Origin of the sequence: Kitasatospora sp. NPDC101155 (assembly GCF_044768305.1) — a bacterium.
In the GTDB taxonomy this organism is placed as follows: Bacteria; Actinomycetota; Actinomycetes; order Streptomycetales; family Streptomycetaceae; genus Kitasatospora.
In genome coordinates, this window is the sequence record NZ_JBIWPN010000011.1 from 102,039 (window position 1) to 125,460 (window position 23,422).

Consider the following 23,422-nt stretch of genomic DNA (forward strand, 5'->3'; position numbering starts at 1 on the left):
AACCGGCGAACCGGACCGGACCTGCGAACCGGACCGGACCGGCCCGGCCCGGCCCGGCAGACCGGCCGGGCCGGGGCAGCGGTTAGGCTCGGGCCGTGCCCGAAGCCCTGACGACCTCCTCCCTGCCGAGCGCCGCCGAGCCCGGCCCCGAGCCCGGTTCCGAGCCCGGCCCCGAGCGCCCGGCCCGTTCGGCCTGGTGGCGGTTCGGCCTGCTGGTGCTGCTGCTGGGGGCGTGCGCCGGGTCGCTGCTGCTGTGGAGCCCGACGGACCTGCTCTCCGGCGGCCTGGCGAACCGGATGCCCGGCTACTGGTTCGCACCGCTGTTCACCCTCGTCTACGCGGTCGGCACGCTCGCCTTCGTCCCGCGCCCCGCGCTGAACGCCGTCGCCGGACTGCTGCTGGGCATCCAGCAGGGCGTGCTGCTCGCCGTGCTCGGCACCACCCTGGGCGCGGCGATGGCTTTCGGCCTGGGCCGGGGCCTCGGCCGGGAGGCGCTGAAGCCCTACCTGCGCGGCAAGGTGCTGGGCGCCCTCGACCAGCGCTTCACCGCGCAGGGCTTCCGCAGTGTCCTGGTGCTGCGGCTGCTGCCCGGCCTGCCCTTCCAGGCCGGCAACTACGGCGCGGCCTTCTCCGGGGTCCGTTTCCTGCCCTTCCTCCTCGCCACCGCGATCGGCGTGGTGCCCACCACCGCCGTCTACGTCACAGCCGCCGCCAGCGCGGACCAGCCGGGCTCGGCGGCGTTCCTGGTCTCCGCCGGAGTGATCGCCCTGCTGGTGATCGGCAGCCTGGTCGGCCTCTGGCGCGCGACCGCGGCCCGCCGCCGGGCCCTGAGAACCGGTTGACCCAGCGGCCGGCTGACAAATCGGTCGCGCCGCCGCGCCGCCGGGGGCCACGATGGCCGGCATGACCGAACTCAACCCGCGGGTGGACCCGCCGATGGCGGCCGGCGAGGCCGCCATGCTCACCGCCTGGCTCGACTACCACCGCAGCACTCTCGCCCTCAAGTGCGAGGGTCTGACCGACGACCAGCTGCGGCTGCGCTCCGTCCCGCCGTCCACGCTCTCCCTGCTCGGCCTGGTGCGGCACATGACCGAGGTGGAGCGGCACTGGTTCCAGGGCGTCCTGCGCGGCGAGGAGGTCGCCACCGGCCACTACTGGACCGAGCAGGACCCGGACGGCGATTTCGACAACGTCGGCACCGCCGACGTCGCCGCCGACTTCGCCCGCTGGCGCGCCGAGATCGCGGCCGCCCGCGAGGCCTCGGCCGGCCTGCCGCTGGAGACCGTCGGCAAGCGGCTGCGCCACGACCGGGAAGTGACGCTCCGCTGGATCCTGGTCCACATGATCGAGGAGTACGCGCGGCACAACGGCCACGCGGATCTTCTGCGCGAACTGGTGGACGGCTCCACCGGCGAATGAAATCGTTTCCGCATTGTTGACAGAAGGTCAATTAAGCGGTGACCGCTACCGATAAGGTCTACGCGCGCAACCGTACGGAGCTGCGCCGCGTCGCTTCCTTTACCCGGGTCCGCCCGGGCTTCGGGCACGGCACGACTCGTACGGGGGTCGCGAGCGGGCACGGGACCGGTGAACAGTGCGATACTCGGACAGTTCCGACGAGTGGATGACGTGTCAAGAAGGACACGCACCCCCCGGGGGGACCAGGACGGGACGAGGCAGGGAGGCGCGGCATGGGAGCACTTCGCGACGAGCACCACAACGGGTGGCTGATGCCCTCGGGGAACTACCCGGCCGCTGTGTACGACGACGAGTGGGTCGAGCAGGAGGCGGTTTCCGCCGCCCCCGCGCCCGCGAAGATCGTCTCCCTGCGGCCGACGGGCTTCGAGGCGGCGCGCACGGTCGGCGAGCACATCCGGGCGAGCACCCCGGTGGTCATGGACCTCACCGAGATGGAGGAGGCGGAGGCCAAGCGCATGGTCGACTTCGCCTCCGGTCTGATCTTCGGCACGCGGGGCGGCATCGAGCGGATCGCCCGCCGGGTCTTCCTGCTCACCCCGGCGGACGTCGAGGTCATGGTGATCGATCGCCCGCTCGACGAGACCGGGTTCTACAACCAGAGCTGAGCCAACCAGAGCCGAGCCGGCCGTAAGGCCACGCAGCGCCCCGACCGGGGACGGCACACCCGCCGTCCCCGGTTTTTGCTGTCCGAGGGCCGGACAACCGTGGATCATCTGAGACGACAGAAATAATTTTGAGACATAGATGTCTCAACTCGTCTAGACTCGATGCATGGCCACCGACCGCGACACCGTCCTCGAAGCCGCCGTCGGCGTCCTCTCCCGCCGCCCCACCGCCCACCTGGACGAGATCGCCCGGGCCGCGGGCATCAGCCGCGCAACCCTGCACCGGCTGTTCCCGGGGCGCGAGGCGCTGATCCGCGAGGTCGGCCGACTCGGCCTGGAGCGCTTCGCCGCCGCCCTGGACACCGCCGCGACCGAGGAGGGCGACGCCGAGGCCGCGCTGCGGCGCCTGGTGGACGCCTCCGTCCCCGACGCCATGCTCTGTGCCTTCCTGGCCGGCGAGAACCAGCTCTACGACCACGACGACATCAACGACCTCTGGGAGGTCCAGATCGCCCGGCTGCACGCGCTCTTCCTGCGTGGACAGCAGCAGGGCGTCTTCCGGATCGAACTGAGCGCCGCCTGGCTGAGCGAAGCCTTCTTCGACCTCGTCGCCGGCATCGGCTGGGCCGTCCAGGACGGCCGGCTCGCCCCCCGCGAGGCCGCCTTCTCGCTCGCCGAACTGTTCCTCGGCGGCGCGCTGCGCCGGCCGGACACCCCCGCCCCCACGGCCCACATCCCCGTTGGCCCGACCCACAGCACCTCGGACCGGAAACCGGAAACCGATATCCCATGAGCTTGACGGCTCCCGCCCTTCTGACCGCCCGCCAGCGCTGGACCGGCCTCGCCGTCCTGGTGCTGGCCGTCACCGTGGTCGCCCTCGACGCGACCGTGCTCTCCCTCGCCATCCCGTCCATCAGCGAGACGCTGCGCCCCAGCGGCACCCAGCTGCTCTGGATCGGCGACTCCTACTCCTTCGTGCTGGCCGGCCTGCTGGTCAGCATGGGCGCGCTGAGCGACCGGATCGGCCGCAAGAAGCTGCTGCTGTCCGGCGCCACCGCCTTCGGCGCCGCCTCGCTGCTGGCCGCCTACGCGCCGGGCCCGGGCTGGCTGATCCTCGCCCGCGCGCTGCTCGGCGTCGCCGGGGCGACGATCATGCCCTCCACCCTGTCGCTGATCCGCAGCCTGTTCCCGGACGACCGGGAGCGGGCCACCGCGATCGGCATCTGGGGCGCGGCCGCCACCGCCGGCGCCGCGCTCGGGCCGGTGATCGGCGGGGCGCTGCTGGAGCAATTCTGGTGGGGTTCGGTGTTCCTGCTGAACATCCCGGTCCTGCTCCTGCTGCTGGTGTCCGGCACCTGGCTGCTGCCGGAGTCCAGGGACCCGAAGCCGGGCCGCTGGGACGTGCTGAGCGTCGCGCTGTCGATGGCCGGTGTGATCGGCGTGGTGTACGCGGTCAAGGAGGGCGCCGCGCACGGCCCCGCCCGCTGGGACGTCCCGGTCACCTTCCTCCTGGGCGCCGCCGCGCTGACCCTCTTCGTCCGCCGCCAGCTGCGGCTGGAGACCCCCCTGCTGGACGTCCGGCTGTTCCGCGACCGGCGGTTCACCGCCGCCGTCACCGCTTCGCTGATCTCCCTGGTGGGCCTGAGCGGCGTGATCTTCGTGGTCTCGCAGTACCTCCAGCTGGTCCGCGGCTACGAGCCGCTCCAGGCGGGCCTGGCGGAGCTGCCGGCCTTCGCCGGCTCGGTGGTCGGCGGTCTGCTGACCGCCCGGATCGCCCGGCGCTTCGGCGTCCGCAAGGCGCTGACGGCCAGCCTGCTCGCCATGGGTCTGGCCGCGGGCGTGCTGGGCTGGCTGCAGCAGGACACCACCTACCTGCTACTGGCCGTCTCCTTCCTGCTGACCGGCACGGCCGAGGGCGTGGTCTACACGCTCGGCGCCGACCTGGTGCTGAGCGCCGCACCCGCCGACAAGGCCGGGGCCGCCTCGGCGGCCTCCGAGACGGCGTACGAACTGGGCACCGCGCTCGGCATCGCGCTGGTCGGTTCGGTGGTCGGCTCGATCTACGCGAACGGGCTGTCCGTGCCGGCCGGGGTCTCCGCGGAGACCGCGGCCCGGGCCGGTGAGTCGCTCGGTTCGGCCGTGGAGGAGGCGCACGGGCTGCCGGCCGAGGTGGCCCAGCCGCTGCTGGCGAGCGCCAAGGACGCCTTCGTGCACGGCATGAACAGCGCCGGGCTGGTCGCCGGCGTGCTGCTGGTCGGCGCGGCCGTCCTGGCCTGGCGACTGCTGCACGGGCTGTCCGCCCCGACGGCGGCCGAGCCGGTCGAGGCCGCCGAGCCGCAGAAGGTCGACGCGTAGGAACGCGTACGAGAACGGGTACGAGAACGGCCGTTTCCATCCGGGAACAGCCGTTCTCGTCTGCGGAACGCCCGTTCCCGGGGGGCTGCGTACACGCCTCAGGACGCCCCGAAGGGCAGCTCCAGCTCGGCCCAGACCACCTTGCCGTCCCGGGTGAGCCGGCTGCCCCAGCGCTGGGCCAGCTCGCTGACCAGGAACATCCCGCGCCCGCCCTCGTCCTGCTCGGCGAAGGGGCGCAGCTGCGGGGTCTGGCCGCCGGCGTCGGAGACCTCGACGGTCAGCACCCGGTCGCGGAACAGCCGCAGTCGGCGCGGTGCCTCGGCGTGCAGCAGGGCGTTCGTGACCAGCTCGCTGACCATGAGTTCGGCGTAGTCGGAGAGCGCGCTCAGGCCCCAGCCCTCCAGGGTGGCGCGGGTGAAGCGGCGGGCCTTGCCGGGCAGCTTGCCGCCGCCGGCGAGCGGGAGGGTGGCGATCCGGTCGGCGGCCACCGGCAGCGCCCGCGCCATGATCATCGCGATGTCGTCCTCGGTGCCGTCGGTGACCAGCGCGCCGAGGACGGCGTCGCAGCTCTCCTCCAGCGTCCGGCCGGTCTGGGACAGGGTGCGGGCGAGCAGGTCGATGCCGTCGTCCAGGTCCTGACCGCGCCGCTCGACCAGGCCGTCGGTGTAGAGGGCGAGCATGCCGCCCTCGGGGAGGGTGAACCCGATCGACTCGAAGGCGACCCCGCCGACGCCCAGCGGCACGCCGGGCGGCACCTCGATCGTGCGGGCGGTGCCGTCGGTGTCGACCCACACCGGCGGCAGGTGCCCGGCCGAGGCGATCTGCACGGTGCGCTCCAGCGGGTCGTAGACCGCGCATATGCAGGTGGCGAACTGGCCCTCGCCGATGCCCGAGGCGGTCTCGTCCAGTCGGGTGAGGACCTGCTCGGGCGGCATGTCCAGGGTGGCCAGGGTACGGGCGACGGTGCGCAGCTGGCCCATGGTCGCGGCGGCCCGGATGCCGTGGCCCATCACGTCGCCGACCACCAGCGCGACCCGGCCGCAGGACAGCGGCACCACGTCGAACCAGTCGCCGCCGACCTCGCTGACCACGCTGCTGGGCAGGTAGCGGTAGGCGATCTCCAGGCCGAGGGTGCGGTGGATCTCCTGCGGCAGCAGGCTGCGCTGCAGGGTCAGGGCGGTCTCCCGCTCGCGCCGGTAGAGCCGGGCGTTGTCGAGGGCCAGCGCGGTGCGGGCGACCAGTTCCTCGGCGAGCGCGACGTCGGCGTCGGTGAACGGCTCGGGGTTGCGCATCCGGATGAACTCGGAGCCGCCGAGCACCATGCCCCGGGCGGTGATCGGCACCATCAGGTACGAGTGGATGCCGGCCGCCATCCCTGGGGCGATCCGGTCCTCGCTGGACACCAGTCCGCGCAGCACCTCCTCGTCCACGTGGGAGCGCAGCAGCGGCCGCCCGCTGCGCAGGCACTGGGTGTAGCTGCGGTCGGGGGCGTACTCGGAGGTCTCGCCGACGACGTCCACGGCGTGCGCGAGGCCGGACTCGTAGCTCTCCCCGACGGCGACGGCGCGCAGGGTGACGGACCGGTCGGAGGGGATCGCGGTGGGCTCGGCGCCGCGCAGGACGGGTTCCAGCAGGTCGACGGTGGCGAAGTCGGCGAACCGGGGGACGACGGCCTCGATCAGTTCCTCCGCGGTGCGCTGGAGGTCGAGGGTGGTGCCGATCCGGGCGGTGGCCTCCGCGATGGTGGTCAGCCGTTCCTGGGCGCGGGCGGCGCGGGCCTCGGCCTGGAAGCGCTCGGTGACGTCGATGATCGAGGAGGCGACGCCGAAGACCTTTCCGGCGGAGTCCTCCAGCCGGAAGTAGGAGGCGGACCAGGCACGGTCCCGCTTGGGGTCCCCGGGGACGCGGCCGTGCGAGCGGGCGTCGACGACGGGCTTGCCGCTCTTGAGGACCTGTCTCATGGTCTGCTCGATCTCGACGCTGTTGATGCCGGGCAGGACGACGGTTATCCGGCGGCCGAGGTGGCCGGAGGCCGGGACACCGTTCATCCGGGCGAGTGCGTCGTTGATCCGGACGAAGCGCAGCTGGGTGTCGTAGACGGCCATCCCTATCGGCGAGCGGCCGAAGATGCCGTCGAGGACGGCGAGGTCGGCCTCGATCTCGTGCAGGGCGCGGGTGTCGGAGGCGGTGGCGAGCAGCAGCAGGGTGCCGCTCGGGCCGGCGATCGGGTAGGTGCGGAACTCCAGCTCGACCTTGTGGCCGTCGCGGTGGCGGACCGGGAAGACGAAGGAGGTGCCGGTGCCCGCCATGATCCGCCGGAAGATGTCGAGCACCTCGGGGCGGTCGGTGTCGTCGGTGAGCAGCCGGGCGGCGTAGCTGCCGACGGCCTCCTCGGCGGTGTAGCCGAGCAGGGCCTCGGCGTCATCGCTCCAGTGCAGGATCAGGCCGTCGCTCTGGAGCAGGGCCGTCGCGAGCGGGACCAGTCGGTGGCCCTCCGGGCGCGCGGAGGCGCCGCCCGCTGTGAGGCCGGCGGCGTCGGTCGCGTCCCACTCGTGTCCGTGCATTCAGGCAGCACCCCGGTTCGGCTCGTGCCCGGCCGGGTGGGCCTCGCGGTGGGTGCCGACCGGGTTTCTTCTCCAGACTGCACGGACATCGGCCGCCCGGCGACCCCTTGGTCAGGGGTGTCCGGCCGCTCGTTGTACGGGCGTCATGGGCGTACCGGGCGCAGCGTACTCTCCAGAAGGCCCGCCCACTGCCCGATCACTCCGGAACGTCGAACACTGTCGTCGGTCAGCAGGTTGGCCAGGCCCAGTCCGCGGGCGAGGTCGAGGGTGGCCTGCACCGATTCGCGCACGCCCGGGCGGGTCTCGTCGGCTCCGAGGAACTCCACGGCGGCCCGGTGGGCCTCCCGGCCGACCCGGCCCTCCAGGGCGACGATCCGCTCGCGCAGGGCCTCCTCGGTGGCGGCGGCGGTCCACAGGTGCAGGGCGGCGCGGAAGTCCGGGCCGGTGTAGAGGCGGACGATCATGTCGACCACGGCCCGGGTGCGGTCGGGGCCTGCGGCCGGCAGGTCGTCCGCGTGGGTGCGGACGGCTGCCAGCCGCTCGGCGGTGACGTACTCGACGGCCGCGGTGAAGAGGTCCTCCCGGGTCGGGAAGTGGTGCTGGGCGGCGCCCCGGGAGACGCCGGCCCGCTCGGCGACCACGGCGACGGTGGAGCCCTGCCAGCCGAGCTCGGCCAGGCAGTCCACGGCGGCCGCGAGCAGCCGGGCCCGGGTCGCGCGGCTGCGGTCCTGCTGGGGGGTGCGGACGGCGGGGTGGCTGGTCATGGCGGGCGGCGGTTCCTGTTCCGGTCGGGGCGCGGCGGGTCGATCCTCACAGACGCGCCGCGGTCTTCGCCGGTCAGGGGCCCCGTTCAGCTCGCCGCCTCGGCCCGTGCGGCCTCGCGGGCGCGCAGCTCGCGGCGGAGGATCTTGCCGGCCGCGGACTTGGGGACGGCGTCGACGAACTCCACCGTGCGGACCTTCTTGTACGGGGCGACCTGCCCGGCCACGTAGCCGGTGACGTCCTCGGCGGTCAGGGCGCTGCCGGGGGCGCGGACCACGAAGGCCTTGGGGCACTCGGTGCCGTCGGCGTCCGGGACGCCGATCACGGCGGCGTCGGTGATCTGCGGGTGGCCGAGCAGCACGGCCTCCAGCTCGGCGGGGGCGACCTGGTAGCCCTTGTACTTGATCAGCTCCTTGACCCGGTCGACGATGTGCAGGTAGCCGCGCTCGTCCACGCAGCCGATGTCGCCGGTGTGCAGCCAGCCCTCGGCGTCGATCATGGCGGCGGTGTCGGAGGGGCGGCCGAAGTAGCCCTTCATCACCTGGGGGCCGCGGATCCACAGCTCGCCGCGCTCGCCGGCGCCGAGGTCCCGGCCGCTGCCGTCCAGGGCGGTGACCCGCAGTTCGGTGGAGGGGACCATCCGGCCGACCGAGCCGGGTGAAGGGTCGTGCTCGGTCGGGGAGACCACGTGGGTGACCGGGGACAGCTCGGTCATGCCGTAGCCCTGGAGCAGGTGCGGCAGGCCCAGGCGCCGGGCGCAGGCCTCGGCGAGGGCCGGGTCCAGCGGGGCGGCCGCGCACAGCAGGTACTCGACGGAGGAGAGGTCGAAGCGCTCCACCACCGGGTGCTTGGCCAGGGCGAGGGCGATCGGCGGGGCCACCACCAGGGCCTGTACCCGGTGCTGTTCGATCGCGCGGCAGAACTGCTCCAGGTCGAAGCGGGGCAGCACGACCACGGTGGCGCCGCACCGCAGCGGCTGGTTGAGCAGGGCCGCCAGGCCGTAGATGTGGAAGAACGGCAGCACGGCGAGCACCCGTTCGCCCACGGCGGGGCGGTAGAGGGCGTCGGTCTGGGCGAGGTTGGTGGCGATCGAGCGGTGGGTGAGCATCACGCCCTTGGGCAGGCCGGTGGTGCCGCTGGAGTAGGGCAGCACCGCGACGTCCTCGCCCGGGTCGATCGCGGTCTCGGGGGCGGGGCCGGTGGCGGCGAGCAGGTCGGCGAGCGAGCGGTGGCCGTCGGCGCCGTCCAGCACGATGATCTCGCTCAGCGGGCGGCCGTCGGCGGCGAGCTGTTCGGCGGCCGCACGGGCGGTCGACAGGAACGGGGAGACGGTGATCAGCCAGCGGGCGCCGCTGTCGCGGAGCTGTCCGGCCAGTTCGACGGGGGTGGACAGCGAGGACACCGTGGTGACGGTGGCGCCGGCCCGGGTGGCGCCGTAGTAGGCCATCGGATAGACGATCGAGTTGGGACTGAACAGGGCGACCACGTCGCCCTTGCGCACCCCTGCTCCGGCCAGTCCGGCGGCGACCCGTTCGACCGAGGCGGCGAGCCGCGCGTAGCTGACCTGCTCCCCGGTGAGGCCGTCGATCAGGGCCGGCCGCTCGCCGTACTCGGCGGCGGAGCCGAGCACCGCGTCGTGGATCGGCAGGTCGATCACGGGGACGTCCGGGAATTCACTTCGGAACACCAAGGTGAGCCTCCAGCCAGGAAGTTGATCCAGCAACAAAAGCGGCGACGGCGTCGGTACGGGGCGCGCTCAGGAGCATACGGACAGTCAGGGGAGTCGCTCGTCCATTGTGGGGAACCGGGGGCGGAGCTTTCGTGGCACATGCGCTCCCGGGGGCGCGCCGACCCGGATCCGGATCCCCGCGATCAAGGTCGACGCCCCGGTGACCGGCCTCGGGCTGAACGCCGCTCTGCAGTTGAACACCCCGCCGGTGTTCCCGAAGAAGGACTCACCGGACGCCCAGGCGTACGGCGGCAGCGGCACCCGGGCCGAGCTGCGGCTGATCACCTGCGGCGGGAAGTTCGACCGGCACGCCGGGTACGAGTCCGACACCGTGGCCTTCGCCCATCTGAGCGCCGTACGGTGACCCCGACCGGGACAGCGGCGCCCCAGGACGGTCAGTACGACTTGGGCAGGCCCAGGGTGTGCTGGGCCACGTAGTTGAGCACCATCTCCCGGCTGACCGGCGCGACCCGGCCGACCCGGGTGGCCGCCAGCAGCGCGCCCAGCCCGTACTCCTGGGTGAGGCCGTTGCCGCCGAGGGTCTGCACCGCCTGGTCGACGGTGCGGGCGGCGGCCTCCCCGGCGGCGTACTTGGCCATGTTGGCGGCCTCCCCGGCGGCCAGGTCCTCCCCCGCGTCGTAGAGCAGCCCGGCCTTCTGGGTCATCAGCCGGGCCAGCTCGATCTCCACCGCGCACTGGGCCAGCGGGTGGGCCAGACCCTGGTGGGCGCCGATCGGGGTGGACCAGACGGTCCGGGTCTTCGCGTACTCGACGGCCTTGCCGAGGGCCTGGCGAGCCAGGCCGAGCGAGAAGGCGGCGGTGAGGATCCGCTCCGGGTTGAGGCCGGCGAACAGCTGGAGCAGGCCGGCGTTCTCGTCGCCGACCAGCGCGTCGGCGGGCAGCCGGACGTCGTCCAGGAAGACCTGGAACTGCTTCTCCGGGGCGACGAGCTCCATCGGGATCGCCCGGTACTCGAAGCCGGGGGTGTCGCGCGGGACGACGAACAGGCAGGGCTTGAGCTTGCCGGTGCGGGCGTCCTCGGTACGGGCGACGAACAGCACGGCGTCGGAGTGGTCGATGCCGGAGACGAACACCTTGCGGCCGGTCAGCAGCCAGTCCTCGCCGTCCCGGCGGGCGACGGTGGAGATCCGGTGCGCGTTGGAGCCGGCGTCCGGCTCGGTGATGCCGAAGGCCATCTTGCGGCTGCCGTCGGCCAGTCCGGGCAGCCAGCGCCGCTTCTGCTCCTCGGTGCCGTAGCGGGCTATCACCGTGCCGCAGATCGCCGGGGAGACGATCAGCAGCAGCAACGGACAGCCGGCGGTGCCGAGTTCCTCCAGGACGATGGCGAGGTCGGTGATGCCGCCGCCTCCGCCGCCGTACTCGGCGGGCAGGTTGACGCCCAGGTAGCCGGCCTTGCCGGCCTCCGCCCACAGTTCCTCGGCGGGCTCGCCGGCCCGGGCCTTGGCGAGGTAGTAGGCGGAGCCGTAGCGGCGGCCGAGGTCGCCGACGGCCTGGCGCAGGGCCTTGCGTTCGGGGGTTTCGAGGAGCTGACTGCCGATGGCGGACATGCGAGGGTCCTTCCTCAGGCTTCGGTGGTCTGGACGACGGCCAGCAGGGTGCCGAGTTCGACCTGCCGGCCGGGGGTGGCGAGGAGTTCGACGAGGATGCCGTCGGCGGGGGCGGTGACGCGGTGCTCCATCTTCATCGCCTCCAGCACGAGCAGCGGCTGCCCGGCGGTGACGGCGTCCCCGACGGCGGCACTGGTGCGGAGCACGGTGCCGGGCATCGGGGCGAGCAGGGCGCCGGGGTCGGCCTGGGCGGTCGGGTCGAGGAAGCGCGGCAGGGCGGTGAGCGCGGTGCTGCCGGTCAAGGTGTCGACGTACACCTGCTGCGCCCGGCCGCCGTAGCGGGCGACGCGGTAGGGGCGCCGGACCTCGCCCTCGCGCAGCACGACGAGCTCGGCGGTGGCCTCGACGAGTTCCACGTCCGGGTGGTCCTCGGCCAGCAGGCCGGCCCGGGTGTGGCGGTAGCGGACCTCCGACTCCGTGCCGTCGGCGGCGCGGTAGCGCTTGACCTGCGCCTGGGAGGGCAGGTTGCGCCAGCCGGAGGGCAGGGCGGTGGCACGGGCGGCGGCGTCGGCGAGGGCGGCGGCCAGCGCGGCGCGTCCGACGCCCTTGGTGTCCGGGGCGGTGAGCTCGGCCGCGTGCTCGGTGAGGAAGCCGGTGTTCAGGCGTGCGGCGAGGAAGGCCGGATGCCGCAGCGCTCGGACCAGCAACTCCCGGTTGGTGGAGGGGCCGTGGATCCTCGCGCGGGCGAGCGCGTCGGCCAGCTTGCGGGCGGCGGCGGCGCGGGTCGGCGCCCAGGCGATCACCTTGGCGAGCATCGCGTCGTAGTGCGGGGTGATCTCGCTGCCGGACTCGACGCCGGAGTCCAGGCGCAGGCCGGAGCCGGCGGCGGTTCCGGGTCCGGCACCTGTCCCGGGTCCGGCTCCGGTGAACTCCTGGTGGTCGTGGGCGAGTTCGAGAAGATGCAGGGTGCCGGTTGCGGGCTGCCAGTCCTTGGCCGGGTCCTCGGCGTACAGCCGGGCCTCGATCGCGTGGCCGGTGGTCGGCGGCGGGGTGGGCCCGGGCAGCTCCTCCCCCTCGGCGACGGCGAGTTGGAGCGCCACCAGGTCCAGCCCGGTGACCGCCTCGGTGACCGGGTGCTCGACCTGGAGACGGGTGTTCATCTCCAGGAAGTAGCACCGGCCGTCCTCGGCGAGCAGGAACTCGGCCGTCCCGGCGCCGACGTAGCCGATCGCCCGGGCGGCGTTCACCGCCGCCCTGTGCAACTCGGCCCGGACGTCCGCCGGGAGACCGGGGGCCGGGGCCTCCTCGACCACCTTCTGGTGCCGCCGCTGGAGCGAGCAGTCGCGGTCGCCGACCGCCCAGACCGTGCCGTGCGCGTCGGCCAGCAGCTGGACCTCGACGTGCCGCCCGGTGGGCAGGTAGCGCTCGCAGAACACCTCGTCCGAGCCGAAGGCCTTGGCCGCCTCGGCCCGGGCCGCCGCCAACTCGGCGGGCAGGTCCGCCAGTCGACGGACCACCCGCATGCCGCGGCCGCCGCCGCCCGCCGCGGCCTTGACCAGCACCGGCAGGTCGGCCTCGGTCGGCTCCGCCAGCGCCCCCAGGACGGGCACCCCGGCCTCGGCCATCAGCCGCTTGGCGGCGGTCTTCGAGCCCATCGCGGCGATCGCGGCCGGCGGCGGGCCGACCCAGACCAGGCCCGCGTCCAGCACGGCCCGCGCGAACTCGGCGCTCTCGGACAGGAATCCGTACCCGGGGTGGACGGCGTCGGCCCCGGCCGCCAGCGCGGCGCGCACGATCAGCTCGCCGCGCAGGTAGGTGTCGGCGGGCGCGGCGCCGGGCAGCCGGACGGCGGCGTCGGCCTCCCGCACGTGCGGGGCGGCGGCGTCCGGATCGGAGTGCACGGCCGTGGTCGCGATGCCGAGCTCCCGGCAGGTGCGGAACACCCGGCGGGCGATCTCGCCTCGATTGGCGACCAGCAGGTTGGTGATCGGAGTTTTGGAAGTCATCGTCGGTAGCCCTCTCACAGACGGAAGACGCCGTAGCCACGCGCGCCCTCGACCGGCGCGTTGTGGATCGCGGACAGGCACAGGCCGAGCACCGTGCGGGTGTCGCGCGGGTCGATCACGCCGTCGTCGTAGAGCCGGCCGGACAGGAACACCGGCAGCGACTCGGCCTCGATCTGCTGCTCGACCATCGCCCGGATCGCCGCGTCCGCGTCCTCGTCGTACGGCTGCCCCTTGGCGGCGGCCGACTGCCGGGCGACGATCGACAGCACCCCGGCAAGCTGCTGCGGGCCCATCACCGCGGACTTGGCGCTCGGCCAGGAGAACAGGAAGCGCGGCTCGTAGGCCCGGCCGCACATGCCGTAGTGGCCCGCGCCGTAGGAGGCGCCCATCAGCACGGACAGGTGCGGGACCGTGGAGTTGGCGACGGCGTTGATCATCATCGCGCCGTGCTTGATGATGCCGCCCTGTTCGTAGTCCTTGCCGACCATGTAACCAGTGGTGTTGTGCAGGAACAGCAGCGGCGTGTTGCGCTGGTTGGCCAACTGGATGAACTGGGCGGCCTTCTGGGACTCCGCGCTGAACAGCACGCCCTGGGCGTTGGCCAGCACGCCGACCGGGTAGCCGTGCAGGCGGGCCCAGCCGGTGGCCAGGCTGGTGCCGTAGAGCGGCTTGAACTCGTCGAAGTCGGAGCCGTCGACGATCCGGGCGATCACCTCGCGCGGGTCGAAGGGCACCTTGAGGTCGCCCGGGACGATGCCGAGCAGCTCCTCCTCGTCGTACTTCGGCGGCTCGGCGAGCGGGTCCACGCCCGGGCCGGGCTTGCGGTGGTCGAGCCGGGCGACGATCCGGCGGGCGATCCGCAGCGCGTCCGCCTCGTCCACCGCGAAGTGGTCGGCCAGCCCGGAGACTCGGGCGTGCATCTCGGCACCGCCCAGCGACTCGTCGTCGGCCTCCTCACCGGTGGCCATCTTCACCAGCGGCGGGCCGCCGAGGAACACCTTGGCGCGCTCCTTGACCAGCACGGTGTGGTCGGACATGCCCGGCACGTAGGCGCCGCCGGCCGTCGAGTTGCCGAACACCACGGCCACGGTGGGGATGCCGGCGGCCGAGAGCCGGGTGAGGTCGCGGAAGAGGGCGCCGCCGGGGATGAAGATCTCCTTCTGGCTCGGCAGATCGGCGCCGCCGGACTCGACCAGGTTGACCAAGGGGAGGCGGTTGTTCAGCGCGATCTCGTTGGCCCGCAGGGCCTTTCGCAGGGTCCACGGGTTGCTGGCGCCGCCACGCACCGTCGGGTCGTTGGCGGTGATCACGCATTCCACGCCCTCGATCACGCCGATGCCGGTGACCAGGGCCGCGCCCACCGGGTAGTCGCTCCCCCAGGCGGCCAACGGGGACAGCTCCAGGAACGGGGAGTCCGGGTCGACCAGCAGCTCGATCCGCTCGCGGGCCAGCAGCTTGCCGCGCTTGCGGTGGCGCTCCACGTACTTGGGGCCGCCGCCGGCCAGCGCCTTGGCGTGTTCGGCGTCGAGCTCGGCGAGCTTGGCGACCATCGCGGCACGGTGCTCGGCGTAGTCGGGCCCGGCCGGGTCGACGCGGGTGGTCAGGACGGTCACAGAAGGGCCTCCGGAATGTCGAGGTGGCGGGAGCGAAGCCACTCCCCCAGGGCCTTGGCCTGCGGGTCGAAGCGGTGCTGGGCGGCGACGCCCTCGCCGAGCAGGCCGGTGACGGTGAAGTTGAGCGCCCGAAGGTTCGGCAGCAGGTGCCGGGTGACGGTCAACCCGGCTGTTTCGGGGAGGAGTTCGCGCAGCTTGTCGACGGTGAGGGTGTGTGCGAGCCAGCGCCAGCCGTCCTCGTCGCGGGCCCAGACACCGAGGTTGGCGTCACCGCCCTTGTCCCCGCTGCGGGCGCCGGCCACCAGGCCGAGCGGGGCGCGGCGGGTCGGGCCGGTCGGCGGCGCTTCGGGCAACTCCGCGACGGCTTCGGCCGGCTGGGAGATCACCGGCGCGGGCGGGACGGCGATCCGGCGACCGTCCGACAGGACGGCGGTGTGCTCGACCGCCTTGGCATCGACGTACGCGGCGGTGAACACCCCGTACGGCGCGCCCGGGCCGGGCGGGGCGGTGAGGTGGAAGCCCGGGTATCCGGCCAGCCCCAATTCGACGGCGGCCTTGCCGAGTTCTCTGCCGACCTTGGCCGGGTCGGGGTCGCGGGCGGTGAGCCGCAGCAGCGCGGAGGCGGTCTCCTCGGTGGCCGCGTCCGGGTGGTCGGTGCGGGCGAGGGTCCACCGCAGTTCGGCCGGGCGGACCTCGGGCGGCAGGGCGGCGGTGAACTGCCGTTGCACCAGGTCGGCCTTGGCCTCGATGTCCAGGCCGGTGAGCACGAAGACCACCTCGTTGCGGTGGCCGCCGAGGCGGTTGAGCCCGACCTTCAGGGTGGGCGGCGGGGCCTCGCCGCACACGCCGGAGATCCGCACCCGGTCCGGGCCCTCCTCGGCGAGCCGGACGGTGTCCAGTCGGGCGGTGACGTCCGGGCCGAGGTAGTGCGATCCGCCGGTCTCGTACAGGAGTTGGGCGGTGATGGTGCCGACGGTGACGGCGCCGCCGGTGCCGGGGTGCTTGGTGATCACGCTGGAGCCGTCCGCGTGCAGTTCGGCCAGCGGGAAGCCGGGGCGGGTCACGTCGTGCTCGCGGAAGAAGGCGTAGTTGCCGCCGGTGGCCTGCGCTCCGCACTCCAGGACGTGCCCGGCCACCACCGCCCCGGCCAGGGCGTCGAGGTCGGCGGCCGTCCAGCCGAAGTGGGCGATCGCGGGCCCGGCCACCAGCGCGGCATCGGTGACCCGTCCGGTGACCACCACGTCCGCGCCCTCGGCCAGGCAGGCGGCGATGCCGAAGCCGCCCAGGTAGGCGTTGGCGGCCAACAGGCCCTCGGGCAGGCCGAGTTCGGACCGGCGCGGCAGCAGGTCGTCACCCTCGACGTGGGCGACGGCCGCCCTGATGCCCAGGCGCTCCGCCAACTCCCGCAGCGCGTCGGCGAGTCGGGCCGGGTTGAGACCGCCCGCGTTCACCACGATCTTCACGTCCCGCTCGCGCGCCAGGCCGAGGCACTCCTCCATCTGACGCAGGAAGGTCCTCGCGTACCCGAGCGACGGGTCCTTCAGCCGGTCCCGGGCCAGGATCAGCATGGTCAGCTCGGCGAGGTAGTCCCCGGTGAGCACGTCCAGCGGCCCGCCCGTGAGCATCTCCCGCACCGCCGCGAAGCGGTCCCCGTAGAACCCCGAGGCATTGCCGATCCGCAGTACCGAGCGTGCGCGCGCCAATGCGCCTCCCCTGCCGGTGGGTTGGCGACGCCCCGTACGAGCGCCGCCGGGCAGCAGCGTGGCACCGGCCGGGGAAAAAAGCAATCATGCCTGCTTGTTTTGCTGCCGTATCAGCCACGGCCCGGGCGACTCGGGCCGCACCTCCCGCTTGGAGCGCTCCCGCAATCCGTGCGTCACTCACCGCAGTTGCGCCGTCACTCCGGCGGGTGTTGCATGGCAGAGGCGAGGCGCCGGCGCGAGGGCCCACGAAAATGACGGAAACCGGGTACGGACGTCGGGCCCATTGCGATGGCCGGCCGATTCACTGTGCCACGTCTACCGTGTCACGCGATCGGCGCCCGCCGGTGTCGCCTCAGGCGAGGAGGTTCATCGATGGAAATGCCCGAGGGAATCAGCCAAAGCCGTCGCACATTCCTTGGCGCTGCTGCCCCGTCCTGACGAACCTTCACACCGCTGAATCCGCGCTTCGCCGGGCCGCGAGCCGGTGGCCACGTCGGCGTGCGTCTGCCGACCGGGCCCGTGCTTCGGGCTCACCGACGGCGACAACGACGGCGACAACGAGGACGATTCCGGACCGCCGGCCACCAGCGACGGCGATGCCGGCCGTCCGGCGACGCCCGGAACCACCTGGTCGGTCAGACCTGGAGCGGAGCGGTCGACCCGATCCGGTCCAGGTGGTGACCGGGGCGGACCGGTCACGACCCGGCCGGACGGACCGATCAGGATTCGAGAAGCGCCCGGCCCGGGGGCGCCCCTAGCGTTGCAGGCATGGACGACATCACCATTCACTGGACCTTCCTCCCCCACACCGACCCCGAGGCCTCGCTCGCCTTCTACCGCGATCTGCTGGGCTTCGAGGTGCGCAGCGACGTCGGCGGCGGCCCGATGCGGTGGATCACCGTCGGGCCGGCCGGGCAGCCGAGCGTCTCGCTGGTGCTGGAGCCGCCGACCGCCGATCCGGGCGTCACCGAGGACGAGCGGCGTACGATCGCCGAGATGATGGCCAAGGGGACCTACGCCCGGCTGGTACTCGCCACCGCCGACCTGGACGGGGTGTTCGACCGACTGAAGTCCGGCGGCGCCGAACTCGTGCAGGAGCCGACCCTGCAGCCGTACGGCATCCGCGACTGCGCCTTCCGCGACCCGGCGGGCAACATGATCCGCTTCAACGAGGTGCGCTGAGCCTCCGCCCGCCCCGGGGGTGACCCCTCGGGGCGGGCCCCGATCGACCCACCGCACAACCCGACCGACAGCCAGGGAGCGAAGACAACGATGGCCGAGCCGCACGTCGCCGACAGCCACGACCTGATCCGCGTGCACGGAGCGCGCGAGAACAACCTCAAGGACGTCAGCGTCGACCTCCCCAAGCGTCGCCTGACCGTGTTCACCGGCGTCTCCGGCTCGGGCAAGAGCTCGCTGGTCTTCGACACCATCGCCGCCGAGTCGCAGCGGCTGATCAACGAGACCTACAGCGCCTTCGTCCAGGGCTTCATGCCCACCCTGGCCCGCCCCGAGGTGGACGTCCTGGAAGGGCTGACCACCGCGATCATCGTCGACCAGCAGCGGATGGGCGCCGACCCGCGCTCCACCGTCGGCACCGCGACCGACGCCAACGCGATGCTGCGCATCCTGTTCAGCCGGCTCGGCAAGCCGCACATCGGCTCCCCCAAGGCGTACTCCTTCAACGTCCCCTCGATCAGCGGCGCCGGCGCCGTCACCGTCGAGCGCGGCGGCACGACCGTCAAGGAGCGGCGCAGCTTCAGCATCACCGGCGGCATGTGCCCGCGCTGCGAGGGCCGCGGCAGCGTCTCCGACATCGACCTCACCCAGCTCTACGACGATTCCAGGTCGCTCGCCGAGGGAGCGATCACCATCCCCGGCTGGAAGCCGGACAGCTGGTGGACGGTCGGCGTGTACGCCAACTCGGGCTTCCTCGACCCGGACAAGCCGATCCGCAAGTACACCAAGAAGGAGTTGCAGGACTTCCTGTATCGGGAGCCCACCAAGGTCAAGATCAACGGCGTCAACCTCACCTACGAGGGCCTGATCCCCAAGCTCCAGAAGTCCATGCTGTCCAAGGACAAGGACGCCCTGCAGCCGCACATCCGGGCCTTCGTCGAGCGCGCCGTGACCTTCACCGCCTGCCCGGACTGCGAGGGCACCCGGCTGAGCGCGGCCGCCCGCTCCTCCAAGATCGGGGCGGTCAGCATCGCCGACGCCTGCGCGATGCAGATCAGCGACCTCGCCGACTGGGTCCGCGACCTGGCCGAGCCCTCGGTGGCTCCGCTGCTCACCGCGCTCCAGCAGACCCTGGACTCCTTCGTGGAGATCGGCCTCGGCTACCTCTCGCTCGACCGCCCCTCCGGCACGCTCTCCGGCGGCGAGGCACAGCGGGTCAAGATGATCCGCCAGCTGGGCTCCTCGCTCACCGACACCACGTACGTCTTCGACGAGCCCACCACCGGCCTGCACCCGCACGACATCAGCCGGATGAACGGCCTGCTGCTGCGCCTGCGGGACAAGGGCAACACGGTGCTGGTGGTGGAGCACAAGCCGCAGACCATCGCGATCGCCGACCACGTGGTGGACCTCGGCCCGGGCGCCGGGGCGGCGGGCGGCGCGGTCTGCTTCGAGGGCGACGTGGACGGGCTGCGCACCAGCGGCACCGTCACCGGCCGCCACCTGGCGGACCGGACGGCGCTGCGGCAGACCGTCCGCGAGCCCGGCGGCACGCTGGCGATCCGCGGCGCGAACACCCACAACCTGCGGGACGTGGACGTGGACGTCCCGCTCGGGGTGCTGACCGTGGTCACCGGCGTCGCCGGCTCCGGCAAGAGCTCGCTGATCCACGGCTCCATCCCTGCCGACGAGGGCGTGGTGTACGTCGGCCAGGGTGCGATCAAGGGCTCGCGGCGCAGCAACCCGGCGACGTACACCGGCCTGCTGGACCCGATTCGCAAGGCCTTCGCCAAGGCGAACGACGTGAAGCCGGCCCTGTTCAGCGCCAACTCGGAAGGCGCCTGCCCGACCTGCAACGGCGCGGGCGTGGTCTACACCGACCTGGCGATGATGGCCGGGGTGGCCACCACCTGCGAGGACTGCGAGGGCAGGCGCTACCAGGCCTCGGTGCTGGAGTACCACCTCGGCGGCCGGGACATCAGCGAGGTGCTCGCGATGTCGGTGACCGAGGCGGAGGAGTTCTTCGGCGCGGGCGAGGCCAAGCTGCCGGCCGCGCACCGGATCCTGGAGCGGCTCGCCGACGTCGGCCTCGGCTACCTGAGCCTGGGCCAGCCGCTGACCACGCTGTCCGGCGGCGAGCGGCAGCGGCTGAAGCTGGCCACCCACATGGGCGACAAGGGCGGGGTCTACGTCCTGGACGAGCCGACCACGGGCCTGCACCTGGCGGACGTCGAGCAGCTGCTCGGGCTGCTGGACCGGCTGGTGGACTCCGGAAAGTCGGTGATCGTGATCGAGCACCACCTGGCGGTCATGGCGCACGCGGACTGGATCATCGACCTCGGCCCGGGCGCCGGGCACGACGGCGGCCGGGTGGTCTTCGAGGGCACCCCGGCCGAGCTGGTCGCGGCCCGCTCCACGCTGACCGGCGAGCACCTGGCGGAGTACGTGGCCGGCTGAGGCGCCCAGGGCCCTCCCGTACGGGATGTCACTCCAGCGGGAGGGCCATCTCCAGGATCCGGGCCTCCGGGTCCAGCACGTACGGCGTCTCCCCGCCGGTGTACGTGAAGCCGCGCCGCCGGTAGAAGGCGGCGGCGCGGTGGTTCTCCTCGTGCACCCCGAGCAGCATCCGCTGTGCGCCGCCGGCCCGGGCCCAGTCGATGACGGCGTCCAACAGGGCGTCGGCGACGCCGAGTTCGCGGCCGCGGTGGGCCGGGTCGACCCAGACGCCGATCAGGTCGACGGCCCCGGCCCGCTCATTGCCGGGGATCGACAGCATGGTGGCGACCCACTCGTCCGTGTCGTCCACGGCGACCAGGCCGATCTTGCCGGGCTCGTTCAGCCAGTCCGTCCGGGCCCGCCAGTTGGCCTCGCCCTGGTGCTGCGCGTACTCGTAGGGCTCGCCGAACGCCATGGGGGTGTCGAGGAGTTGGGCCAGCCGCACCTTCCGCAGCCGCTGCCAGTCGTCCCGGCCGATCCGCTCGATCCGATACCCCATGCCGCCCCCCGTTGTACGAGAATCCGTTGTACGAAATGTCGCCTGGCAACCATGAAACGTCTCCGCCGTCGGCGGTCACCGGCGGCGGAGGCAGGATAGCCGCAGCTCGGGTCAGGGCCTGATCCGGACCACCTGCGGGTCGTGGTCGCTGGCCTGCTGGGCGAACTCGGCGTTGATGTGCACCACGTCGTACTTGGCGTAGCCGACCTCGGGGCTGACCAGGATGTGGTCCAGCACCTGGGAGTTGCCCTGGTAGATGTAGGAGTACTGCTCGGTCTCCGGCAGCTCGTTCACCAGGTCGCGCAGCACGCCGTCCTTGGTGAGCGCGGCCAGCGCGGGCGAGAACTGGTAGTCGTTGTAGTCGCCGACCGAGACGATCCGCGCCTCCTTGTCGGCGGCCAGCAGCTCGGCGACGAAGGCCTGCTCGCCGGTGGCCTGCTTGATCCGCTGCACCTCGGAGCTGCGGGTCGGGGCCTGGAAGCGGCTGTCGATGCCCTGGTCGCCGCCCTTGCTGTTGAAGTGATTGGCGATCACGAAGACCTTCTGGCCGCGGAAGGAGAACTGCCCGACCAGCGGCTTGCGGCTGTTGGTCCACGCCTCGTCGGTGGGCTCGATCCGGCCGGGCGAGGCGGTCAGCGCGGTGGCGGCGCCGGTGCCGGTCACGCCGACGGCGGTGGTGGCGGTGCCGCCGGGGATGTCGGTGAAGGAGACCCGCTGGGGGTTGAACAGGAAGACCTGGCGGATGTTGCCACCGGGTTCGCCGCCGTCCTTGCCGTCCTGCGGGTCGATCGAGCGCCACTCGTAGGCCGGGCCGCCGGCCGCCTTGATCGCGGCGAGGAACTTGGCGACGGTCCGGCTCGCGTCCACCGTGCCGTCGTTCTTGGCCCCGTTGTCGTCCTGGATCTCCTCCAGGGCGACGATGTCGGGCGAGCGCAGGTTGGTGACGACACCCTGGGCCAGCTCGGCGAACTTGGCGTCCGGGTTGGTGGCGGCCAGGTTCTCCACGTTGTAGGTGGCGATGGTGAGTTCACGCTCGCCGGCCTTGGCGGTCACCTCGCGCTGGAGGTGGTTGTCCTTGAGGGTGCCCATGGTGCCGGCGACGAGGGTGTAGCCGCCGAAGGCGTTGTAGTCCAGCGGGCCGGTGGTGGCGCCGGTCAGCTCGTCGCCGACGTTGGCCACCGGGAAGGGCTGCTGGGAGACCGGAGCCTGCTGCTGCACCATCAGGCGGCCGACGTTGGGCTCGCGGTAGGACTCGTACAGCACGCCGCCGCGCTTGCTGCGCTGGTCCTGCCGGTCGGCGGCGACCCACAACTCGTTGTACTTGTCGGTCGCCTGTATCACCCGGACGTCCTTGACCTGGACGAGCATGCCCTCCAGCGACTCCCTGGATGTCGTGGATCCGCAGCGGCCCGGCCTCGGTCGGGGCGGACGGGGCTGGCGTCGCCGCGCCGGCCGCGTTCGCCACCGGCAGCGGGACGAGCACCAGCGAGGCGGCCAGCGCGGCCGGGAGGATCGCGGCACGCAGCAGGGCGGCTCTGCGGGGGCGGGGTGCGGAGGCGGTGGTCACCGGGCATGACTCCTAGCTCGTGCAGCGGGCGCTACCGGCTCGCGTAGCGGGCGCTACTCGCGTAGAGAGAGGGGGAGAGAAAGCGGGGGACGAACACCCGCCCCCCGCGACGCCCTCAAGATACGCGCGTAGAAAAAGCCCCGACAAGACCCCGCCAATGAACTGTCGGTTCCGGCCAAGTGACTTGATGACGCGTCAATTCAGCCCGCTCCCAGCAGGCTTCCAGCTTTCCCCAAGCTTTCCCCGGCTTTTGCTCAGCTTTGCCCGATCCGTTCCGCGATCAGCTCGCACAACTCGTGGGTGCGCAGCGCGTCGTGGGCGTCGACCGTCTTCCCGGCGCGGACGGCGTCCAGGAAGCCGGTCACGCACTGCTCGATGCCGCGCTGGCGGGCGACGGACACCCAGTCGCCGCGTCGGCGGACGGTGGGCTGGCCGCGGTGGTCGATCACCTCGGCCAGGTTGCGCACCTCGCGCTTGGAGTCGCCGCCGGAGACCTCCAGTACCTCCTCGGTCGAGCCGGAGACCCGGTTCATGATGCCGAGCGCGGTGAAGTCCTCCCCGCCGAGCGTGAGCACCACGTGCTCGACCAGGCCGTCCCGGGTGCGGGCGCGGACGTCCACGTGCTCGATCTCGCCGGGGGCGAGGAACCGCAGGGTGTCGACGACGTGGATGAAGTCGTCGAAGACCAGTGAGCGGGCGGCCTCGGCCAGGCCCTCGCGGTTCTTCTGCAGCACGATCAGGTCGCGCGGCCGCTCCTTGGCCTGGAGGTACCCGGGCGCGTGGCGCCGGTTGAAGCCGACCATCAGCGAGCGGCCGGTCCGGTCGGCGAGCCCGACCAGCCGGCGGGCGCCGTCCAGGGTGTAGTCCAGCGGCTTGTCCACGTAGACGTCGACCCCGGCGGTGAGCAGCTGCTCGACGATCGGCACGTGCTGGTCGGTCGCGGCGTGCACGAAGGCGGCACGGATGCCGCTGCCGATCAGCTCGCCCAGATCGGTGAACCGGTACTCGGCGCCGATCCGGTACGTCTCCCCCAGACGGTCCAGCTTGGCCCGGTCCCGGGTCATCAGCCGCAGGTCCAGCCCGGGCAGCGCGGTGAGCACCGGCAGGTAGGCTTTCTGCGCGATGTCGCCCAGGCCGATCACCCCGACGGGGAACCCGGTTTCGGAGGCAGCGGTCGCGCCCATGAAATCTCCTGCCGTGAAACGGACGGTCGTCACGTCGAGCCATCCTACGTGCCTGGTCACGGCGGTCGGCGGGGCCGACCGGGGCCCGGTGACGCCCCGTCGCGCCGCCGGCG

General features: G+C 72.7%; 18 protein-coding genes and 1 pseudogene. 9 read left to right on the forward strand and 10 right to left on the reverse strand.

Features of this window, described 5'->3' with window-relative positions:
• Positions 1-95 precede the first annotated feature (95 nt).
• From ACIRYZ_RS18675 to ACIRYZ_RS18695, 5 genes are all read left to right on the forward strand, one after another.
• Positions 96-842, forward strand: a complete 747-nt coding sequence (locus ACIRYZ_RS18675) for a TVP38/TMEM64 family protein (protein WP_402945413.1) — start codon at positions 96-98, stop codon at positions 840-842.
• A 61-nt stretch (positions 843-903) separates the two neighbouring features.
• Positions 904-1,419 carry a DinB family protein gene (locus ACIRYZ_RS18680; RefSeq protein WP_402945415.1) on the forward strand — a complete coding sequence of 172 codons (516 nt, stop codon included), beginning with the start codon at positions 904-906 and terminating at the stop codon, positions 1,417-1,419.
• Positions 1,420-1,691: 272 nt separating this feature from the next.
• The gene (locus ACIRYZ_RS18685) at positions 1,692-2,084 is read left to right on the forward strand and encodes a cell division protein SepF (RefSeq protein ID WP_393028875.1); all 393 of its coding nucleotides are present in this window, start codon (positions 1,692-1,694) and stop codon (positions 2,082-2,084) included.
• 166 nt (positions 2,085-2,250) lie between these two features.
• On the forward strand, positions 2,251-2,877 hold the full coding sequence (locus ACIRYZ_RS18690; protein ID WP_402945418.1) for a TetR/AcrR family transcriptional regulator: 627 nt from the start codon (positions 2,251-2,253) through the stop codon (positions 2,875-2,877).
• Positions 2,874-4,439 (forward strand): MFS transporter, encoded by a 1,566-nt coding sequence (locus ACIRYZ_RS18695; protein WP_402945421.1) that lies wholly within the window; start codon positions 2,874-2,876, stop codon positions 4,437-4,439. Before ACIRYZ_RS18690 ends, ACIRYZ_RS18695 begins: the two co-directional genes overlap by 4 nt.
• A gap of 98 nt (positions 4,440-4,537) precedes the next feature.
• Here the strand turns inward: ACIRYZ_RS18695 and ACIRYZ_RS18700 are convergent, their stop codons facing one another.
• The 3 genes from ACIRYZ_RS18700 to ACIRYZ_RS18710 form a co-directional block, all read right to left on the reverse strand.
• On the reverse strand, positions 4,538-7,003 hold the full coding sequence (locus ACIRYZ_RS18700; RefSeq protein ID WP_402945423.1) for a SpoIIE family protein phosphatase: 2,466 nt from the start codon (positions 7,001-7,003) through the stop codon (positions 4,538-4,540).
• Between the two features lie 143 nt (positions 7,004-7,146).
• Positions 7,147-7,767, reverse strand: a complete 621-nt coding sequence (locus tag ACIRYZ_RS18705; RefSeq protein ID WP_402945424.1) for a TetR/AcrR family transcriptional regulator — start codon at positions 7,765-7,767, stop codon at positions 7,147-7,149.
• 86 nt (positions 7,768-7,853) lie between these two features.
• The gene (locus ACIRYZ_RS18710; RefSeq protein ID WP_402945426.1) at positions 7,854-9,455 is read right to left on the reverse strand and encodes an AMP-binding protein; all 1,602 of its coding nucleotides are present in this window, start codon (positions 9,453-9,455) and stop codon (positions 7,854-7,856) included.
• A gap of 199 nt (positions 9,456-9,654) precedes the next feature.
• Between ACIRYZ_RS18710 and ACIRYZ_RS18715 the strand changes: the two genes are divergently transcribed.
• Complete coding sequence (locus ACIRYZ_RS18715) at positions 9,655-9,858, forward strand: hypothetical protein (RefSeq protein ID WP_402945428.1); 204 nt, start codon at positions 9,655-9,657, stop codon at positions 9,856-9,858.
• 31 nt (positions 9,859-9,889) lie between these two features.
• Here the strand turns inward: ACIRYZ_RS18715 and ACIRYZ_RS18720 are convergent, their stop codons facing one another.
• From ACIRYZ_RS18720 to ACIRYZ_RS18735, 4 genes are read right to left on the reverse strand one after another with little or no spacing between them, the layout of a single operon-like run.
• Positions 9,890-11,062, reverse strand: coding sequence for an acyl-CoA dehydrogenase family protein (locus ACIRYZ_RS18720; RefSeq protein WP_402945430.1), 1,173 nt, complete (start codon positions 11,060-11,062; stop codon positions 9,890-9,892).
• A 14-nt stretch (positions 11,063-11,076) separates the two neighbouring features.
• Positions 11,077-13,068 carry an acetyl/propionyl/methylcrotonyl-CoA carboxylase subunit alpha gene (locus tag ACIRYZ_RS18725; RefSeq protein WP_402945432.1) on the reverse strand — a complete coding sequence of 664 codons (1,992 nt, stop codon included), beginning with the start codon at positions 13,066-13,068 and terminating at the stop codon, positions 11,077-11,079.
• 14 nt (positions 13,069-13,082) lie between these two features.
• Positions 13,083-14,681 carry an acyl-CoA carboxylase subunit beta gene (locus ACIRYZ_RS18730; protein WP_402945434.1) on the reverse strand — a complete coding sequence of 533 codons (1,599 nt, stop codon included), beginning with the start codon at positions 14,679-14,681 and terminating at the stop codon, positions 13,083-13,085.
• Positions 14,678-16,384, reverse strand: coding sequence for an acyclic terpene utilization AtuA family protein (locus tag ACIRYZ_RS18735; RefSeq protein WP_402945437.1), 1,707 nt, complete (start codon positions 16,382-16,384; stop codon positions 14,678-14,680). Before ACIRYZ_RS18735 ends, ACIRYZ_RS18730 begins: the two co-directional genes overlap by 4 nt.
• Positions 16,385-17,152: 768 nt before the next feature.
• On the opposite strand from ACIRYZ_RS18735, the gene ACIRYZ_RS18740 reads away from it, so the two are divergent.
• Together ACIRYZ_RS18740 and ACIRYZ_RS18745 are read left to right on the forward strand one after the other, a co-directional pair.
• Complete coding sequence (locus ACIRYZ_RS18740; protein WP_402945440.1) at positions 17,153-17,566, forward strand: VOC family protein; 414 nt, start codon at positions 17,153-17,155, stop codon at positions 17,564-17,566.
• 90 nt (positions 17,567-17,656) lie between these two features.
• Entirely contained in the window at positions 17,657-20,020 is a 2,364-nt protein-coding gene (locus ACIRYZ_RS18745) for an ATP-binding cassette domain-containing protein (protein ID WP_402945443.1), read from the forward strand.
• A 28-nt stretch (positions 20,021-20,048) separates the two neighbouring features.
• Here the strand turns inward: ACIRYZ_RS18745 and ACIRYZ_RS18750 are convergent, their stop codons facing one another.
• Both ACIRYZ_RS18750 and ACIRYZ_RS18755 read right to left on the reverse strand, forming a co-directional pair.
• Complete coding sequence (locus ACIRYZ_RS18750; protein ID WP_402945445.1) at positions 20,049-20,558, reverse strand: GNAT family N-acetyltransferase; 510 nt, start codon at positions 20,556-20,558, stop codon at positions 20,049-20,051.
• Between the two features lie 111 nt (positions 20,559-20,669).
• A pseudogene (locus ACIRYZ_RS18755) lies at positions 20,670-21,941 on the reverse strand (endonuclease/exonuclease/phosphatase family protein); the annotation flags it as partial.
• A gap of 5 nt (positions 21,942-21,946) precedes the next feature.
• Between ACIRYZ_RS18755 and ACIRYZ_RS18760 the strand changes: the two are divergent.
• Complete coding sequence (locus ACIRYZ_RS18760; protein ID WP_402945755.1) at positions 21,947-22,141, forward strand: hypothetical protein; 195 nt, start codon at positions 21,947-21,949, stop codon at positions 22,139-22,141.
• 238 nt (positions 22,142-22,379) lie between these two features.
• Here ACIRYZ_RS18760 and ACIRYZ_RS18765 read toward each other — a convergent pair whose 3' ends face one another.
• Positions 22,380-23,309 carry a Gfo/Idh/MocA family protein gene (locus ACIRYZ_RS18765; RefSeq protein WP_402945448.1) on the reverse strand — a complete coding sequence of 310 codons (930 nt, stop codon included), beginning with the start codon at positions 23,307-23,309 and terminating at the stop codon, positions 22,380-22,382.
• Positions 23,310-23,422: the final 113 nt, after the last annotated feature.

Coding starts and splice junctions, on each gene's coding strand:
- ACIRYZ_RS18685 (WP_393028875.1), top strand. CDS start 1,692: ATGGGAGCACTTCGCGACGAGCACCACAACGGGTGGCTGATGCCCTCG.
- ACIRYZ_RS18760 (WP_402945755.1), top strand. CDS start 21,947: ATGTCGTGGATCCGCAGCGGCCCGGCCTCGGTCGGGGCGGACGGGGCT.
- ACIRYZ_RS18750 (WP_402945445.1), bottom strand. CDS start 20,558: ATGGGGTATCGGATCGAGCGGATCGGCCGGGACGACTGGCAGCGGCTG.
- ACIRYZ_RS18700 (WP_402945423.1), bottom strand. CDS start 7,003: ATGCACGGACACGAGTGGGACGCGACCGACGCCGCCGGCCTCACAGCG.
- ACIRYZ_RS18690 (WP_402945418.1), top strand. CDS start 2,251: ATGGCCACCGACCGCGACACCGTCCTCGAAGCCGCCGTCGGCGTCCTC.
- ACIRYZ_RS18720 (WP_402945430.1), bottom strand. CDS start 11,062: ATGTCCGCCATCGGCAGTCAGCTCCTCGAAACCCCCGAACGCAAGGCC.
- ACIRYZ_RS18680 (WP_402945415.1), top strand. CDS start 904: ATGACCGAACTCAACCCGCGGGTGGACCCGCCGATGGCGGCCGGCGAG.
- ACIRYZ_RS18695 (WP_402945421.1), top strand. CDS start 2,874: ATGAGCTTGACGGCTCCCGCCCTTCTGACCGCCCGCCAGCGCTGGACC.
- ACIRYZ_RS18745 (WP_402945443.1), top strand. CDS start 17,657: ATGGCCGAGCCGCACGTCGCCGACAGCCACGACCTGATCCGCGTGCAC.
- ACIRYZ_RS18705 (WP_402945424.1), bottom strand. CDS start 7,767: ATGACCAGCCACCCCGCCGTCCGCACCCCCCAGCAGGACCGCAGCCGC.
- ACIRYZ_RS18765 (WP_402945448.1), bottom strand. CDS start 23,309: ATGGGCGCGACCGCTGCCTCCGAAACCGGGTTCCCCGTCGGGGTGATC.
- ACIRYZ_RS18725 (WP_402945432.1), bottom strand. CDS start 13,068: ATGACTTCCAAAACTCCGATCACCAACCTGCTGGTCGCCAATCGAGGC.
- ACIRYZ_RS18740 (WP_402945440.1), top strand. CDS start 17,153: ATGGACGACATCACCATTCACTGGACCTTCCTCCCCCACACCGACCCC.